General features: G+C 42.1%; 14 protein-coding genes. 7 read left to right on the top strand and 7 right to left on the bottom strand.

The window, feature by feature from the left end:
* Nucleotides 1-22: 22 nt before the first annotated feature.
* On the top strand, nt 23-1,243 hold the full coding sequence (locus H7844_10965) for an aspartate kinase (GenBank protein MEO5357805.1): 1,221 nt from the start codon (nt 23-25) through the stop codon (nt 1,241-1,243).
* A gap of 106 nt (nt 1,244-1,349) precedes the next feature.
* Here the strand turns inward: H7844_10965 and H7844_10960 are convergent, their stop codons facing one another.
* The 4 genes from H7844_10960 to H7844_10945 all read right to left on the bottom strand — a co-directional run bounded on the left by H7844_10960 (nt 1,350) and on the right by H7844_10945 (nt 5,388).
* Nucleotides 1,350-1,976 (bottom strand): hypothetical protein, encoded by a 627-nt coding sequence (locus H7844_10960; protein MEO5357804.1) that lies wholly within the window; start codon nt 1,974-1,976, stop codon nt 1,350-1,352.
* Between the two features lie 220 nt (nt 1,977-2,196).
* Nucleotides 2,197-3,372 carry a M20 family metallopeptidase gene (locus tag H7844_10955; protein MEO5357803.1) on the bottom strand — a complete coding sequence of 392 codons (1,176 nt, stop codon included), beginning with the start codon at nt 3,370-3,372 and terminating at the stop codon, nt 2,197-2,199.
* Nucleotides 3,369-4,982, bottom strand: a complete 1,614-nt coding sequence (gene murJ / locus H7844_10950; protein ID MEO5357802.1) for a murein biosynthesis integral membrane protein MurJ — start codon at nt 4,980-4,982, stop codon at nt 3,369-3,371. The genes H7844_10955 and murJ overlap by 4 nt, the downstream gene beginning before the upstream one ends.
* Complete coding sequence (locus H7844_10945; protein ID MEO5357801.1) at nt 4,966-5,388, bottom strand: hypothetical protein; 423 nt, start codon at nt 5,386-5,388, stop codon at nt 4,966-4,968. Before H7844_10945 ends, murJ begins: the two co-directional genes overlap by 17 nt.
* Nucleotides 5,389-5,678: 290 nt before the next feature.
* Between H7844_10945 and H7844_10940 the strand changes: the two genes are divergently transcribed.
* The 3 genes from H7844_10940 (at nt 5,679) to H7844_10930 (ending at nt 9,769) form a co-directional block, all read left to right on the top strand.
* Nucleotides 5,679-5,933 (top strand): hypothetical protein, encoded by a 255-nt coding sequence (locus tag H7844_10940; protein MEO5357800.1) that lies wholly within the window; start codon nt 5,679-5,681, stop codon nt 5,931-5,933.
* Nucleotides 5,934-6,252: 319 nt separating this feature from the next.
* Complete coding sequence (locus H7844_10935) at nt 6,253-7,713, top strand: cyclic nucleotide-binding domain-containing protein (GenBank protein ID MEO5357799.1); 1,461 nt, start codon at nt 6,253-6,255, stop codon at nt 7,711-7,713.
* Nucleotides 7,714-7,768: 55 nt separating this feature from the next.
* Nucleotides 7,769-9,769, top strand: a complete 2,001-nt coding sequence (locus tag H7844_10930) for a hypothetical protein (protein MEO5357798.1) — start codon at nt 7,769-7,771, stop codon at nt 9,767-9,769.
* Between the two features lie 73 nt (nt 9,770-9,842).
* Here H7844_10930 and H7844_10925 read toward each other — a convergent pair whose 3' ends face one another.
* Nucleotides 9,843-12,269, bottom strand: a complete 2,427-nt coding sequence (locus tag H7844_10925) for a serine/threonine-protein kinase (GenBank protein MEO5357797.1) — start codon at nt 12,267-12,269, stop codon at nt 9,843-9,845.
* A 402-nt stretch (nt 12,270-12,671) separates the two neighbouring features.
* Here H7844_10925 and H7844_10920 point away from each other — a divergent pair, with 402 nt between their 5' ends.
* The 3 genes from H7844_10920 to H7844_10910 all read left to right on the top strand — a co-directional run bounded on the left by H7844_10920 (nt 12,672) and on the right by H7844_10910 (nt 15,834).
* Complete coding sequence (locus H7844_10920; protein MEO5357796.1) at nt 12,672-14,222, top strand: HAMP domain-containing histidine kinase; 1,551 nt, start codon at nt 12,672-12,674, stop codon at nt 14,220-14,222.
* A gap of 175 nt (nt 14,223-14,397) precedes the next feature.
* Nucleotides 14,398-15,069, top strand: coding sequence for a hypothetical protein (locus tag H7844_10915; protein ID MEO5357795.1), 672 nt, complete (start codon nt 14,398-14,400; stop codon nt 15,067-15,069).
* Nucleotides 15,070-15,075: 6 nt separating this feature from the next.
* Entirely contained in the window at nt 15,076-15,834 is a 759-nt protein-coding gene (locus H7844_10910; protein MEO5357794.1) for a TlyA family RNA methyltransferase, read from the top strand.
* Nucleotides 15,835-15,890: 56 nt separating this feature from the next.
* Here H7844_10910 and H7844_10905 read toward each other — a convergent pair whose 3' ends face one another.
* Nucleotides 15,891-16,595, bottom strand: coding sequence for an MvaI/BcnI family restriction endonuclease (locus H7844_10905; GenBank protein ID MEO5357793.1), 705 nt, complete (start codon nt 16,593-16,595; stop codon nt 15,891-15,893).
* Nucleotides 16,592-17,830: a site-specific DNA-methyltransferase gene (locus H7844_10900; GenBank protein ID MEO5357792.1), complete on the bottom strand. Its 1,239-nt coding sequence runs from the start codon at nt 17,828-17,830 to the stop codon at nt 16,592-16,594. Before H7844_10900 ends, H7844_10905 begins: the two co-directional genes overlap by 4 nt.
* Nucleotides 17,831-17,957: the final 127 nt, after the last annotated feature.

Genomic DNA, 17,957 nt, shown 5'->3' with positions numbered 1-17,957 from the left:
CTGTAAAACCGATGGTGACACAATGTTAATAGTGCAGAAGTACGGAGGAACATCCGTAAAGAATAAGGAAAGAATCATGGCGGTGGCTGAGCGTGCCGTCAGAACAAAGCGTGAGGGTCATGACGTTGTGTTAATTGTCTCCGCCATGTCAGGGGAAACGGACAGACTGATAAACCTGGCACACGAGATAAACTCAGCCCCCTCAAGCCGTGACATGGACATGCTGCTCTCAAGCGGGGAACGCATAAGCGCCGCTCTGACAGCCATTGCTATAGAGTCACTGGGAGAGAGAGCCGTGTCGCTTTCAGGCAGACAGGTTGGCATTGTCACAACCGGTGAGCATACAAGGGCAAAGATAGAAAAAGTGGAGGCAGTGAGGGTTTTGGTGGCTCTTAAGGAAGGGCGAATACCTGTGATAGCGGGCTTTCAGGGCATTACCGACACAGGAGAGGATGTTACAACCCTGGGCCGCGGCGGCTCCGACCTTAGTGCCGTAGCAGTGGCCGCCGCTGTTAAGGCTGACCTTTGCGAAATATATACCGATGTTGACGGCGTTTATACGACTGACCCTAATGTTGTTAAAAATGCAAGGAAACTGGCCAAAATCTCATATGATGAAATGCTGGAACTGGCAAGCCTTGGCGCTAAGGTACTTCAGACAAGGTCCGTGGAATATGCAAAAAAATATGATGTGCCGGTAGTGGTGCGTTCAAGTTTTAATGAGGTGCCAGGCACTTTAGTAATAAAGGAGGACAGTGAGATGGAAAAGGTAGTGGTCTCCGGTGTGGCCTATGACAAAAACCAGGTTAAACTAACCATATGCGGAGTGCCGGAAAGACCGGGTATTGCTTCCACTCTGTTTACTGAAATAGCTGATGCGGGCATTGTAGTTGACATGATAGTGCAAAATATAAGCATAGACGGTAAATCCGCCGATATCTCTTTCACAGTGCCAAAGACGGACGCTAAAGCGGCAAAGATGTTGACGGAAAAGGTGGCCGGAGAGCTAAACGCTGCAGGGGTAGTGTTAAACGACAATATATCTAAGATTTCCATTATTGGCGCAGGGATGAGAACCCACTCGGGAGCTGCGGCAAAAATGTTTCAAACCCTCTCTTCAAACAATATAAACATCATGATGATAAGCACATCGGAGATAAAAATATCCTGTGTGATAGACGCTAAATACACGGAGCTTGCCGTCAGAGAACTCCACGACGCCTTTGAACTAGCTGGTGTATGAGAGATTCTTAAGGTAAGGACTCTGTATCCTGCAAAGGGAGCGCGCCGCCCTCCCTTTGAATTCCTCCCGCAAGGGAGCTCAGCCCTCTTGACCCCTTACGTCACTCTTACATCATAACCACATTTTCAACAAAATAATGAGCCGTTTGCGTATTGCCATACTGCATGACATATGTGGAAAATGCAGCAATGGCGCTTTTATCAGCAAGCTGTGACATTGTGATTTTTGCCCGTCCGCTTGAAATATAATACTCCGACACGGCATGGACATATTCAATTAACAGATTTCTCATATTGCTTTCGTCCAGCTTCCGGTTTAACTCATCCAACACCTGGGCTGTCACCTCCGTTGAGCCGACAATGAGGGCGATAATCTCTTTTAGTATTTTTATCGACTTTGGATCATAAACGGAAAAGTTAATCTCTTTAAGCTGCAACCCGCTCTCAACTATTTCATTTACCAGTATCCCTTTACAGAGGTCTAAAAACATAAGAAGTCCTTCGGATTTAAATATCTCAAAGCCGGTGTTTATATATTTCTCTATAAAGCACAGCCGTGAAGCTGTGTCTTTGTCCGCTATCAAAATTTCCGTAAAATCGCAACTACCCACGGCAGAGTGCCTCTCTATCCTGTTACACTCGTGCATGTTCCACTTGTCAAAAAAATCCTTACTGAGTCTGGCCTCCTGCTCTCCGGTGCTCCGCCCGCTCTCCTTTATGCTGACAACTCCCAAAGTGCTTAACCTGCCTGTTCTGTAATTTAAATCCCTGCCCTCTGCAATATCTGCATACCCGCAGTACTCTGTGATGGTTTCATCGTCAATAAGTATGAAAGTGCCGGTGTAATCGCCTAAAAGATTACTGGAATTGTCATAGAGATAATGCAGTATAACAGCATCAGTCAGGTCTATCTTACCATTTAAACCAAGGGCGTCAAAGATGCCTAAGTTGAGATTAATAGTTATTGTCCTCAGAGAGTGTTCTCAAAGCAAGTGTAACGGCATTTGCTAAAAATTCGGCGGCAACAATCATAGCGGTTTCATCAAAGTCAAACCGGCTGCTGTGGGCGCAACCGGCATGTTCACTGACACTGCTTTTTGCCCCGTAGCGGACAAAACAGCCCGGGATTTTTTCGGTAAAAAAAGCAAAATCCTCACCGCCCATAGAGGGGTTTGGATACTCCTCAATGTTTTCCCTGCCAACGGTCAACGCTGCAGCGGCTTTTGCTATATCATACATGCCGGGGTCATTGACCACAGATGGATACCCGCTGTGAATGTTTACCTGTATGCCGGCATTGTAAAAAGCCGAAAGACTCTCTGCAAGCAAATGTAACTTATTAAAAATCGTCTCACGAGTTGTACTGTCGATGGTTCTGATTGTGCCGTTAATAACAGCACTTTCCGCTATGGCGTTATTAACCGTGCCCCCTGCAATTTTACCTATAGTGACAACAGCAGGCATCAGGGGGTCAATCATTCTTGAAACTATGGTCTGCATCTGCATAACCATTTGGCAGGCTATCAGCACGGAATCAATCGCCTCCTGTGGTCTTGCCGCATGGCCGCCCCTGCCTGTTATTTCAACGCCAAAGCCGTTTGTAAAAGCCGTGTTTATGCCGGGCTTCATGGCGATCTCTCCGGTTTTGTAGTGCAAATCCAGATGGCCGCCAAAGACGGCGCTTACCCCGTTAAGCACTCCCGCCTCAACCATAGGCTTTGCCCCACCTGTGCCCTCCTCATCCGGTTGAAAAATAAACAGCACATTACCCGACGGAGGGTTTTCTTTTAACAGAGCCGCCGCCCCCAGCGCTATTGCTACATGCCCGTCATGCCCGCAGGCGTGCATTACCCCAGGCACACATGATGCAAACTCAAGTCCGGTTTCCTCAAATACCGGTAAGGCGTCCATGTCGGCTCTAACTGCTACAGTTTTAGCGCCCAGCTGTGTTGAGAGCCTTCCCAGCACACCGGTTATGGCCACACCACCGGTGTAATCAAGCCCCAGCTCCCGCAGCTTACTGCAAATAAGTGCGCTGGTTTCATATTCCTTAAAGCCCAGCTCAGGGGTTCTGTGAATTGTGCGCCTGATTGCCCGCATCCACTCAAACAGCTCTGTGCTTACTTTCATTTTTTTCTCAGCCTGCGTTTCAATGTTTTTAAAAAATATCTGATTTCATCGCTTCTAAACAAAAGTGCCGAACCAAAATAAACCGCCGAGCATATGGCTATAGCAGTAAAGAGAACCCCTGCTTTAATCATAGTGCCCTTTACAGTAAATCCTTCACACGCAGCCGTCAGAAAGTACCCAAACACCCCCATTATAACTGATGCTGCAAGGGTTTTTCCAAATGAAACCGCTATCCCTTTAAAGTCAACATCTGAAAGGCGTCTCTTCAACAAAAAAAACAACATTGAGAAATTAAACACTGAGGCCCCGGCATTTGCCAGTGCAAGCCCTGCATAACTAAAAGGTCCCATTAAAATCACACTCAGCAACACATTAAGACTCAGGGAAAAGGCGGCGGACTTAACCGGAGTTTTAGTATCCTGAAGGGAGTAAAAAGATGAGGTAAGCACCCTGACTCCCACCATTGCCCATATCCCCAGGGAGTAGCAAATGAGTGCCGTTGAGGTTCCTTTTACAGCCTCCCTGCCAAACTGTCCGTGTTCAAATAAAACCGACACTATCGGTCCGGAGAGGGCTATCAGGCCAATCATGGCAGGAACGGTTACGGCAAACAGGAGTTTAAGGGAAAAAGCAAAATCGCCGGCAAGCGCTGTAAAATCTTTTTTCACCGCATGTTCGGAAAGCGCCGGAAGGGCAGCCATGCCCACTGCCACACCAAACACCCCTACCGGAAACTGAATAAGTCTCATTGAATAGTATAAATAGGTTATGCTGCCCACAGGCAGAAACGAGGCCAAAATGGTGCTTATAAAAATGTTTACCTGTGAGACGGCGGTTCCCACTGTTGCCGGTAAGATCAGTTTGCCCATGTGTTTTAACCCGGGATGGTTAAAACCAAAGCTCGGTTTAAGGCTATACCGGCATTTAAAAAATGCCGGCAGCTGCCACAGCAATTGTACTACACCTCCAAGGGTAACACCGATGGCCACCGCCACGGCAGGTGATATTTTGATGGCCGCAAGGACTACAATTGCGGCTATTATTGCTATGTTAAACCAGGCTGAGGCAAGGGCGGGAATAAAAAAAACCTTTTTAGTGTTAAGTGCTCCCATCACAAGGGCGGCAAGACTTACACAGAGTAAAAAGGGAAACATTATCCGTGTAAGCATAACCGTGGCCTTAAACTTTTCCGTATTTTGCAAAAACCCGGGTGCTATGGCAGTCACAATCTGAGGTGCAAAGAAAGTTCCCAGAGCACAGAAAAGACCTATAAATATAATTACAAATGTAAAAGCCTTTCTAACCACCAGGGCGGCTTCAGCGTCTCCTTCCTTAGTCCTGATTTCAGTAAGAACCGGAATCAACCCTGAGGACATGGAGCCCTCGGCAAAGAGTTCACGAAGCAGGTTGGGGATTCTAAAGGCGACAAAAAAGGAGTCGGAAAGGTCTGTAGCTCCAAGCACTCTGGCAACAAGCATATCACGCACAAAGCCCAACACTCTGCTGATTAAGGTAGCCGCCGACATCGAAAATGCACTGCGGGCTATTTTACCTGATGATGAGAGCTCCGTAACTGCTGTTGTAATACCCTTGTCAGAGTGCTCTGGCAAAACCTATTACCGGCTGGAGGGCACTTTGTGTCTGTTGCACTGTTGTACCTGATTTGATGCTGTTAACTGTAAAATCAGCAAGAAGAGCCCTTAGCATATCTATCAGGTTTTCATTGTCCTGTTTCATAGACTCCAGAAAGTTCATATCCGTAAGAGACGGTTTAACGGGGGAGTCCTCCGGCAGACTTTGCTCTATGAGTTTCTTATATGAAAGTATGCTCTGGTTTGTAGCCATCCAGTAAAAAAACACAAAAACAAAATTATTATAGAACTTCATACTTTCCTCATCAAGCTGCAATGTTGACAGAGTTTCAGCTACATCCTCCCTGAGGTCTTTTTTGTATTGCTCCAAAGAGTATTTCACTTTACCCGAAAACACATCAAACGGTGTAAAATCCCAGTCCATAGCTGCTCTAATCTCCTCTTTCCTGTAAGTAGTAAAATTATCGGCTTAAATAGAGTATCTTTATTAAATTTAACATGTCAAGGGATTAATAATATCCCCAAATAAGGAATAATTTCTCTAAATAAGTAATAGAAAAAACAAATACTGATACTGTACAATACCACAGCTTTTAGATAGACATATTTTGGCACAGCAAATGCAAATAAAACACGGATGTTGCCGGGCATTACAGGGCAGCCGGAGAGATACCCTATATTAATATTATTTAGACGAAAGGAGGTGAAAAGGAAATGAAGAAAGCAATAGTGTTAGCACTCATCGTAGTTTTTGCTTTTGCAACAGTAGCAATGGCGGGATATGAAGACAAGTGCGCAAAATGCCACAATGGCAAAACAGCGGGCGACAAGGCAAAAATGTTGGAGAAGTTTAAAACAGCCGATGATTTTGTAAAGGCTGCTCAGGCCTCAGCAAGCCCTATGATGAAGTCTTTTAAAGACAAGGCTGACGAGCTTAAGGCAGCGGCGGCGGAAATGGGACTTAAATAAACAGTGTTAGTTGGCGGACCCTTGCACATGTACACATGAGGGATGACACCCCATCCCTTAGAATATTTGGGGAGTTTGAAAAAACTCCCCATTTTTTTTACGACTTTTACTTATCCCAGCAAGTAATGTATAATAGAGCTTCTTGTTATACATAGTTGCAAGTCGGAAGTAAACTAAGGCGGCTGTGAGAAAGCGGCGCCTACCCTTACAGGGGATTCCCCTTTAGGGGAGAGTACGCCCAGGGGCTTTTGACCAAGCCAACGAAGTTAGACGATTAAATGCAACTTGGCATTAAAAATTGAAGCGCACTGGAGGCCTGATGGAAAAAAGTAATTTCAGTTATTTGCTCAGGCGTCTGTATGAGGAGATTAAATCATCAGACGTGGATGAGGCGTATGAGACGTTTATGCTTATATTGGACCTAGTGTTTATAGATAAAAACGTTCCGAGATTTTTTCAGGAATTGCTTGATAAAAACACACTAAGGATGTTTGATGATATAAGTTTGGTTAAATTTAATCCCAAAACTACAATATGCAAAGAGGGTGACCATGACGACAAGATGTTTATAATAGTCAACGGGAAGGTACGCATATCCAAAAAGAAGGTTAAATCAAAGGGCCCTGTAATTCCTATACCTCCTGTTTTACTAAACCATCTGATTACCTCTATGCTTGCCGGCAGCACTAAGACGTTGTCCACTCTTTCTGTCGGTGATTTTTTTGGTGAGTCGGCGTTGTTTTCAGCAAAGCCTATGGCGGTCAGCGCCATTGCAGAGACTGAGGTAGAGGTTATGGTAATAACCGGTAAATCGCTCCAAAAGGCAATGAGTATAAAGCCTAATCTGCGCTCTTTGCTCAGGGAATATTACGTGTCAAGACTTGATTCCATGTTGGATTCCCTGCAAAAAGAACAGAGTATGGTTCAGTCGTGTGCCTTTGGGGCACTGATGGGGACGGTAATACCTGAAGAAGAAAGTACCTTTTCAGGCACTTCATCGATGTTAAAGGCTGATACAGGGACGGTGATGGATAATTTTCAGGGACAGTACTGTTTTACTCTGACACACAGCAGTCCTGTAGAGACAGGGCTGGAGAAAGTAAAAAAGCTCTATGCCGAGAACCGGAAAGCAGATGCCGCCTTGTTATATCTAACACTCTCACGTCTGTTTTTTGAAGACTTTGCAGCCATTGCCGCCAACTCATTTATCTTAAGAGTATTAAATAATCCTAAAATTAAAAATATAAAATTACTCTCTCCTGTCCTGGATAAAGCTCAGCTCTTATTGCAGATGAAATCCACTGAGACACAAAAAACTGATGAGACCGAATATCACATGAATTTCCTTGCGCTTTTTAATGATTTGCTGCAAAGAAAACTCGATAAGGCAAAACAGTTGAACTATGAGCGGGGCAAAACAATTGTAAAATACGGGGATAAGTCCGACTCCATATTTGTAATCAAAACCGGATCGGTTAAGGTTTATCCTTTGGGGGTTATGTCTGATGGTGAACAACAGCAAAGTAAGGTTATCACTATCGGTAAAGGGGAAATATTCGGGGAGTTTGCCTTTTTTACCAGAAAGCCCCGCTCCGCCACCATTATAGCTGACGAGGATACGTCACTTTATGAGTTAAAGAGGCCCCTTGTTATGGAAATGGTTAAAGAGTATCCTGAAGTCCTTTCATTTTTTCAGAAAACATATCAGACAGGAATCAAGAATCTGATTAAAGAGGCCGATGCCATTAAGGAGTATTACAAGAGTGATCTGTCTTTATAGCTATGGGCTGTGAGTTTTCCGGCGGATGAATTTCTATTAAAAGGGGTTTGGCAGGATGAAGTTAAAAGGTAAAAAAATAGCTTTTTTTAATGCACTTCCTCATCACGGCAGGTTTTTATTTCCGGTAGCGGAGTCGGCTCAGCGAGAAGGTGCAGAGATTTTGTTTTTTACTACCCTGGTTGATTATCCCTATGAGCTTGATGTTTTAAAGAGACATTTCAAGTGCAAATTTCTTGTTGAATATATCACTGAGGAGACTAAAGAGAAAATTACAAAAGCAAACAACCGTCTTCTTAGCGAGTGGATGAAGATTAATTTTACGTGGCATGGGTTTCGCCATTGGTCATTATTTCAACAGCACAGGTCGTTAACCAGAAATGTGGAGGATTATTTCTGTCTTGAGCAATTGATAATAAAGGAAAAACCAGATTTATTTATAACTTTGCATGAGATGAATCCCTGGGGTAAACAAATAGGGCATCTTGCAAAAAATTATGATATTCCATTTATAACCCTGCAGGAGGGTGATTACTACAATCCCATGATTAATTTTACAACCCACTCGGAGTACTCCATGATTAACCTTCTGTGGGGGCCGCATACGAGAAACACTCTTATCGGCCACAACTGCAGCTTTAATAAGCTTGCCATAATCGGCAATACCCACATAGATGAGGCTGTGAAAACATACACGACTCCGTCTTATGTGCGCAGAATAAAGGAGGAGCTGTCTATCCCCAAAGGAAAAAAGATTGTATCATTTCTTTTGAATATTTTCTGGGGGGCAACTGCAGAGAGAGCCGTGTGGGAGTCACTTATTACAGGTTTAAAGGATAGGGGGATATTTTGCATCTTTAAGTGGCACCCCCAGGTGACTTATGCCGCTTATGAGGATATCAAGGCAACAATATTGTCAATAATGCCTGATGCCGCCGTGATTTTCTCCTATGACCCTTATAAGGTGCTTGCCGTATCGGATTATTGTATTGTGATGGGTAAGACCACCCTTGGTGTGGAAGCACTGGCCTTTGGCAAGCCGCTGTTTGACCTCTATAACATAATTGACGGCGAGGAGTATTACAAAAACCTGGGTGTAGCTCAGACAGTATCTCCGGCCGGCAATTGGGAGGCATTGTTTAACACCATGAAAGACGGTGTGCCGGAGCAGATAAAAGAAACTGCCCAAAAGTACGTTGAAAATGTATTTTACCGCCTTGACGGTAAATCAACACACAGGGCGCTGCAGGTTGTTTCTTATATCTTTGAAGTACGTAAGGGTAGAGATGAAAAAAACAAAAAATTCACCACTTTTCAACATCAGTTTATCCCTGAAAAGGTATCCTTCATTGTGCCCTCGGGAAAGGAGCTTTTCCCGCTTCTTGCCTCTGTTAAATCCATAGTGGAAAATACCTCTTTTGCCAACTACGAAATAATCATTGCAGCAAATGATGTTGATATTAAAAACAGCATGGAAGGCGCCTTTGAAGGACTTAAGACGGTTCTAACCGAGTCAAACAATATTGCAGCGCTGTATAATAGCGGAGCAGGGCTAAGTGACGGGGAGTATCTTGTTTTTCTTATGCCCGGGGTGATTTACATAAAAGACGGCTCTTTGGTTAATTGTATTAAAAAGGCGGGCATAGCCGGTTTTTCTCTTTACAACCCTGACCTTACACCTTATAATCTGGGAACAGGCATAGATTTTAATTTCACTCCGTATTCGGTTACAAAGCAGGGGGAGCAGGTGTCCTTTATAAGTTCCATGCTCTTTGGGATAAGCCGCAGGGCGGTGGATACAATAGGAGGGTTTGATGAGGAGATCAGTTATTTTATTGTGGATGCCTGCTTGAGAGCAAATGAGCAGGGTTTTTCTTTTGAATATCTTACGGATTCGCTGGCTCTTGTGCTAAAGAGCCCCTCATTTATAACCCTCACCGACTTACGTTTTGATGCAGGACAGTGGAAAAGCCCCCTGAAATTCTTTGTTAAATGGTATAACAAGCTGCAAAAAAACGACGATTACCTTGAGTTTGCTAAAGAAATGCTAAACGCTTAGGGACATTATTCCAATTCTAATACCAAGTTGTATTCAAAAGTAAACACAGGCGGCAACTTTGTATTAGGTGATATTACTGCTTTGGCGGCGCAGGGGCGTTTGCCCGTTGTTTGGCTATAATCATCTTTTTACATTTATTTAAATCTTCAATAAAACTCTTACCGCTCTGATAACGTTCTTCTGGTTTTTTGCCAAGTGTTTTATTAATAATCTGTGCAATGCAGTTAGGTATTCTTGGGTCTAATTCCTTAACAGATGCGGGTGCGGTGGTTGTAATATTATACATAAGTGTGGCAATGCTGTCGCCCTTAAAGGGTCTGTCACCGGTAAGGAGCTCGTAGAACACAACGCCTAAGGAGAATAAATCCGATCTACCATCCACCTTGCGGCCTGCTATCTGCTCCGGAGACATATAACTGGGAGTTCCCATGACCATTCCGGTCTGTGTGTTTGATGATTGCATAACACGGGCTATACCAAAGTCGGTTACACGTATCTCCTTATTTTCGAGCAGCATTATATTTGCCGGTTTTATATCCCTGTGGACAACACCATATGTGTGGGCATAATCGAGGGCATCGGCAACACCGGCCACTATTCTTAATACCTCACCAAAGGGCAGACGTGTAGCCGGTTGGCAAAAACCTGTGAGGTCCCCCCCGGACAGAAGCTCCATAGCCATATATGCTATGCCGTTGTCATCTCCTACATCATAGATTTTCACAATGTTAGGATGTGAAAGTTTGCCGGCGGCTTCCGCTTCTTTAAAAAACCGCTGCTTTATTTCATCTATCTGATCCTCATCTATCTCCTCGTACTTTAGAGTTTTTATTGCCATATCTCTGTTAATCTTAGGGTCTTTGCCCAGATACACAATCCCCATAGCGCCACGTCCAAGCTCTTTCAAAACCTCATACCGCCCCAGTGTTGGTTTTGTCTCGGCGCTTTCTATCATAAGTGTGGCATCTTTGCGCGTCGAGCCCAGTATGACCGTTTCGCTGGCTGTCTTAAGCCTTTTTATTTTCTCCTCTAAATCCTTATACTCCCCATCTCCCAGAATATGTTCATACACTGCAATAGCCTTATTAAACATCCGCTTTCTCTCAAAATCAAGGCCAAGATTATACAACAGCTCCTTTACCGATTCATCCTCCACCGGAGTCTTTCTGAACTTCTCAAATGCCATGTCCAGCATCCCCTGCCCCTGAAATGACAGTCCCAGCATCTTATTGGTCTCGATACTGTCTGCCGCCATCTCCTCGGTCTTCCGTTCGGTTAACAGAAACCGCTTTGACACTATCACGGCATAGCCGATAAAAAGCAGTATCATGGGATATGATACCTTAAGCCAATACCCATAGTATGAAAATAAAAATATCCCCGCTGCGCTTATTATTATAAATATAGCAATCGTTATCGCTGCACTTAAGCCGGCTCTTACATGGGGAATAACTACAGAAATGAAAATACCAAAAAGTACCAGTAACACTATCTCAAGATATTTAAACCACCCCGGCCTCACTATATGGTTGTTGTTTAGAATATTTTCAACCATATTTGCCGTTATCTCAACAGCAGGGAAATTGCTTTGAACAGGGGTTGATACTAAAGAACCGATACCGGGAGCTACCACACCTATTATCACTATTTTGTCCCTGAAATTGGCAGCGGTAACTTTATCGTTCATGAGATCTAAAAATGAGTAATACGGGAAAGTTTTATATTTTCCATTATAACTGATGAATACCTCGTTTTTGGCATCAATAGGAATTTTAATCTTATTAATCTGAAGTGACTTGCCAACTTTTGCATCCCTGATGTCGTAGTCCATGTATTTAAGGGCTAATTGCAGTGCAAATGATGGAAATAGCCGTTCTTTATAGTAAATAAGTATTGGTTCCTTTCTGACAACACCATCTCCTGAGGTCAGAACATTAATGTGCCCAAGAGCAGTGGCCTTAAAGGCAAACTCCTCAATAGGAGGCAGCACGCTAAGAGCAGAGTGATAGGTGTCCTTAAAGGATGCTTTGAAGGAGTTGGTTTCAAGAAATTCGGGGATTTTACCCTTTGACTCCGCTATGGTCTTCTCTAAGGAGAACATCATCGGCAGTACCACGTTTTTTGCTGCCCCTATGGCGTCGGAAAGAATGCCGTCGTTGTTAAGGTACTGTTCCGCATCAAGAAGGGAATTGTGGATGTCTATAATTTTCTTATCCTCAAGGGCTTTAGGGTCAGCCTCTATTTTTTGTCTTATCTCCCGTATGGCAACCAGGCCATCACTTGATTCACTTTCAGAATACAGCACGCTAAGCCCTGTCACCTTTACCCCATATTCACGGAGTTTAGTAACAGCCTCTGAAATAAAGGTCCTGGGCCACGGCCAGCGCCCCAGTCTCTCTATGCTGTCCTGGTCTATGCCGACTATTATTACCTTAGCGGAGTTTAACTTCTTTTGCCTAAATGTGCTCCTGAAATCGTAGGATTTAAACTCTGCGGCCATGAAAGGACTCCACTCCGTTAGATAAATCACAATGAAGATAAAAGTTATAATAATACCGATTACCCAATCCGGGATTTTAGACGGAGATATTTTAAGCTGCCTGCCCATAATGCACAGTATTATACACAATTTTTATTAACTATATCAAGTACCCGAAAACCGTTACTTATTCCAATTCTAATTCAAAAGTAACCGCAGGCGGCAAGGAATAAGCGACTCCTGTGTTTACTTCTGACTGCAACTTGGCATGAGATACAAAGTAGAGTGGATGGCTTATAGTGTCAGAGATTTGTTATTATATATTAATTAGCAGGCGATGTCCTATTTCCGGCGGCAGATATTTGTTGAAAATGAAGCAATAGTTATGACAACGACAACACTATAATATAAGGATTAGTTCTAATGGTAACAGTAGAGCAGTTTTTCAGAGACAGCATGGACCACGTGTTTCTCGTCTATGGGTTAGCATTTGTAGGTATGGGTATTGCTATATCAGTACAGCCCAAAAGTAATGGGCAGTTTAAGCTGACACAAGTTCTCCGGCTTTTGTCTTTATTTGCTTTACTGCACGGCCTCAACGAGTGGGTTGATATGTTGCTGCTGACACATTCTTATACGGCTTTAAAATTAGCGGGTATTGTTTTATTGGCTTCTTCATTTTGTTTTTTATTTGAGTTTGGCCGAAAGACGCTGAGAATATGTAGAAATGAATCTGTAGCAAAATATTCACAGTATTTGAAATGGTGGTTAATGCCGGTACTGTTGACAATAATCATAATTGTCTCATTTAAATCAGAGGCTCCTATCAAAACTGGAGCTGCATTGTCGAGATACTTTTTAGCTCTTCCAGGTTCTGTGTTAACTGCTGTTGCCTTAAGAATGTACTCTAAAGAGACTGATATAATAAAAAAAGCAAATGTTGAGATATATTTTCTAATTGCTGCAATCTCTTTTGTAATGTATGGTGTTTTAGCAGGAATAATTGTCCCAAAGGGTGCTTTCTTTCCCGCTGACATCCTTAATACCGATAGTTTTTTATCTTATGTCAAAATCCCTGTTCAACTATTCAGAGCTGTTGTTGCCATTGTTATAGCTTTTTCAATGGTAGGTGTAATTAAACTGTTTAATTATGAATCAAGAACAAAGCTGCAAGAAATCATACAGCAATTACGCCGGAAAGAGGAGGAAATAAGCACAATAAACATGAACTTACAAAGGAGAGTTGAGGAGGAGGTTGCTAAAAACCGCGCCATGGACCAGCTAATGTATGAGCAATCCCGCCATCTGTCAATGGCTGAATTACTTGTGAATATATCTCACCACTGGAGGCAGCCACTATGTGCAGCCGGACTATTAATTCAGGACATTAAAGAAGCATGCCTGCAAAATGAATTAGACGAGATATGTATAGAAAGTAATATAGAAAATGCCATGTCTGAACTAAATAAGTTATCAGAGACGATAGATAATTTCAGAAGTTTTTATGTATGCGAGAAAGAGCGCACTGAATTTAACATAGCAGATAAGATAAACAAAGCGGTAGAGCTTATTTTAGGGAACATAGAGAATAAAGGTGTTATTATTGACAAAGAGCTGGACTATGGTTTGACGGTAAACGGTTCTCCGGCTGAGTTTGCCAATGTGATTTTAAATGTTTTGACAAACGCAAAGGATAAGTTTGAAAAAAATGATATTGCAGATGGAACTATCAGGATAAAGTTATACAAGGAAGATACTACCGGCAGGATAATAATAACAATTGCAGACAACGGAAACCCAATTCCTGAAAATATAATAAACAAAGTATTTGAACCATACTTTACAACTAAAGACATGCAGCGTGGCACAGGGATGGGGTTATATATGGCAAAGATAATAATAGAGAAAAACATGAAAGGCAGTATATCGTTGACAAACATAGATGGTTGGTGTGTGTTAAGAATAGAGATATGACACAGCTGCCGGAAAACTGTTATTTTTTTAGAAAAAAACTATTAAGCGGCTGTATTTCAGAAAGATACAGGATTGGGAAAAACATAATTATAGTGTTATAAGTACTGGTTTTTTTTATAAATGAGACTGTATAATTTGCATAATCAGCAAAAGAACTTACATGGAGGGAAAACATATGACTTTATTCAGGGATTTACTGAGGATATCGTCCCAATTTGTGGAAAAGCAGAAGGGGTATTGGGATAATAATGCATGGCTTAACCTTCTAAAAGACGCTCAGGAAAAGGGAGTGCAGTTAACCGGTGATATGCAGGCATATCTTGGCACCATAGTGGAAGCGATGAAGAGGATTTATGAGACGGCTTCAATTAAGCAGGGGCTGGGGAAAAGCTTGGCCGAGGTTACAAAAGTAACTTATGAACAGACAGTAAGCTTTATAGAACAGACAAAGGGCAAGTGGGACCATGCGGGCTGGGAAAAATTTGTAAAAGATGTACAACAAAAGGGAATAGCTTTAACGGAAGAGAGCAGAGCCTATTTAGGCGAGCTGTTAGAGGCGGCCAGGAAGTTTTATATTACTTTACCGGCTAAAGGAGTGCCGGAGATGACCGAAATTACCCCTGCAGCTGAGAAAAAAGCAACGGAAAGCGCTCCGGCGTCAGTTGAAGAACCAACGACGGTTGAAAACCCTAAAACGGCGGAGACTGTATCGAAACCGGATATGGAGGTGGCGGTTAAAAAGACGGCAGCAGCTGATAAGCCAAAAAAAGCGGCGATAGATAAACCTAAAAGGGCAGCTAAAACAACTACCACCAAATCCACAGGCAGAAAGAAAACAGAAAAGTAAACTGCTCTGAAAAAGAGACTTGATGTATTAGTTGTTGAAAGGGGCCTTGTAAGTTCAAGGACCGAGGCGCAGGCACTTATAATGTCAGGGGCGGTTGTTGTAAACTCTGTAGTGGTTAATAAAGCCGGTACACTTGTGGAGGAAACCGCTGGTATTGCCATAAAAGTGGATATCTGTCCTTTTATAAGCCGTGGTGGTTTAAAACTTGATTACGCACTTTCAAACTTTGGCATTGACGTTTTCGGCAAAACTGCTCTTGACATCGGGGCCTCCACAGGGGGCTTTACAGACTGTCTGTTGCAAAGAGGGGCCGGACGTGTGTATGCAGTGGATGTTGGGTATGGGCAGTTTGACTGGAAACTGCGCTCTGATGAGCGGGTTGTTGTTTTTGAGCGAACCAATATAAGATATTTTGACAGGGATTCCATAAAAGACGATATTGACATTGTGGTGATAGACGTCTCCTTTATTTCACTTAAACTTGTAATAGGTAAGGCGCTGGAGTTTTTGGCGCCTTTGGGCTCTGAGCCTCCTCCGGCCTCAGGGCAGATTGTAGCGCTGATAAAACCCCAGTTTGAGGTAGGCAAGGGGGAGGTTGAAAAGGGCGGCGTTATCAGGACGGCGGAAAAAAGAGACAGGGTTGTCGCAGAAATTAGTGAATTCTTTCAAAGTTTAAATTTAACGGTTTGCGGCATATGCGCAAGCCCAATTAAGGGCAATAAGGGAAATATTGAGTACTTTATTTACGCTACAGCCAAGCATTAATAACTCTCTACTCTACAATAACCATACTTTACTGGAACATCCGTTAAAACCCAAACTTAAATTAAATTTGTTTCTTTTTTTTCAAAAAGTAAAGGGATATCGCTTTCTTTGATACGAATTGCCGTCCCATGATTTCTAATATGATTACTTTCCTTAAGGTGCATTCTTATGTCAATGCACACGGTAGAATCCTCAAGTGCTTTTATAAAGCTCTTAGCAGTTGGTTCTATAAGAAGATAGGCCTCATTAAAGTGAAACTCCTCGATTTTGCTTTCACCGGCTCTTGAATCGGCTGTAACAAATAACACTTTGCCCAATTTACTTATTAGTTTGCTTATTAGATTATAAATATCCCAGGTGGCAATTATATTATTGCTGTTATGTACTAAATTTAGTTGATGGTTATTTCTATCAATTTGAATTGACAAACCCTGAGAATTTTGTGTTTTCGACCATACAGTACAATAAAGCGACTTCCTTCCGGTTTCATCTATGTAACCATAATTTTCAACAACCAACTTTTGAGGTATTTGCCATACCCCCTTATTAAACGTAAATAGTGTTATTAACGACGATGAATTTCGTCTTGTTGCTTTCAGTTCAACCCTTCCGCCAAGGTCTGGAACTGAAATGTTTGTTTCACTTAATCCTAACCTCGTTTCTAATGTATAACCTATACCGGTAGAACCACCTCTTAATGAAGGGATAAAACCCTGGTCTTTAAGATTTTTCAATCTACTTATTATTTCTACAAGCGTCATTTAATTCGTTTGCAAACCACGATATACTCGTATTTCATCGTAGGTGCTTTTACTCCGGTCACATTTGTAGGCGAATTTTGAGAAGGCATTCTTTTATTTCCAATTAAACGTGCACGTGTCTCTATATGGTTAAACCCAAGCGACCCTAACATTTCTGCACATATGACGTCAGTTGGCAATTGAGTGCCCTTAACTGTTCTATTGCCAACTACAAATACAATGTAACCGCCTTTTTTTATTTTTAGAGTAAGTTTTTTCATACATTGAAACAAATCGTAATAAAACGAAAAAACGTGCATTGCTCTTTTTGAATCTTTCTGTGAAATAACATTTATTAAGGTGTACAGTGTGTGAGAAGAAACTTCGTTATTTATGGCAATTGGTTTGCTTCCCAAAGATCTTTTATCTGAATCATATGGAAGATTTAGCCATTGAAGAGACAGCCTTGAGAACTGTCCGTAAGCCACTGTGGTTTGAGAATCGCCGTAGGGCGGGGAGGTAATTAGAAGTGAAATACTGTTATCGTCTAAAGGAATATCATCTATAAGAGTATTTACTAATTGAATATTTGGTTTATGATTAATTCTGTTTAATATATAATAATCATTAAGAGATTTTATATTTTTTAATGATTTAGTTGAAAATAATTCAAGGGTTTCAATGTTACAGGGATTTTTGCGTCTAACCAGTTTAAATTCATTAGGTTTTGTTTGTGACACAGCCCTGATAGTTTCAGATAATGTTATCTTATAAAATCGTTGAATATCTTCATTGCCGATATTCTCGATGGAAGTTATTATTTTAGAAATAGAGACAATTCTCTCTTTTGAAAACCAAAAATCAATATTGGGAAATACAGGTGGGTTTGGGGTAATGTTATCGTATTGCCTGATAATTCGCAGAAGCACATTCATTAAAATTTCTTTTTTTATAGGGGTGGTTCTAACCATCGCTATTAAAGTTGCAAGGGGATTGATATCGAAACCTGTAAACTTACGATCTAAAGAGCAGGCTTCAACAGCAGAGACACCGGAGCCCATAAATGGATCTAATACGTAATCATCCACTTTGGAGTAGCTTTCAATCAGTTGCCTTACCAGATGAGGATGAAACATTGCAGGGTACGCATGGATTGCATTTACCCCCTCGCTTGCCCTGATACCACTAAAATCCAATGCTTCATCCCTAACAAAGTCGTTGTCTATAGTGCTGTACAGCTCCGGTAGATAGTTCATATTATAATAATATAACACGTACAGATAATTTATACCAAATTCATCCGCCGGTAAGGGCTTGCTAAAAAGAAATCTGTAATCTCTTTAGTAAGAAACTTTAAGCCGATACTGTCACAATCACAGACAA

The organism is Nitrospirae bacterium YQR-1 (genome assembly GCA_039908095.1).
GTDB lineage: Bacteria > Nitrospirota > Thermodesulfovibrionia > Thermodesulfovibrionales > Magnetobacteriaceae > Magnetomonas.
The sequence above is the reverse complement of the archived record's forward strand: the minus strand, read 5'-3'. Positions and strand labels throughout refer to the sequence as shown.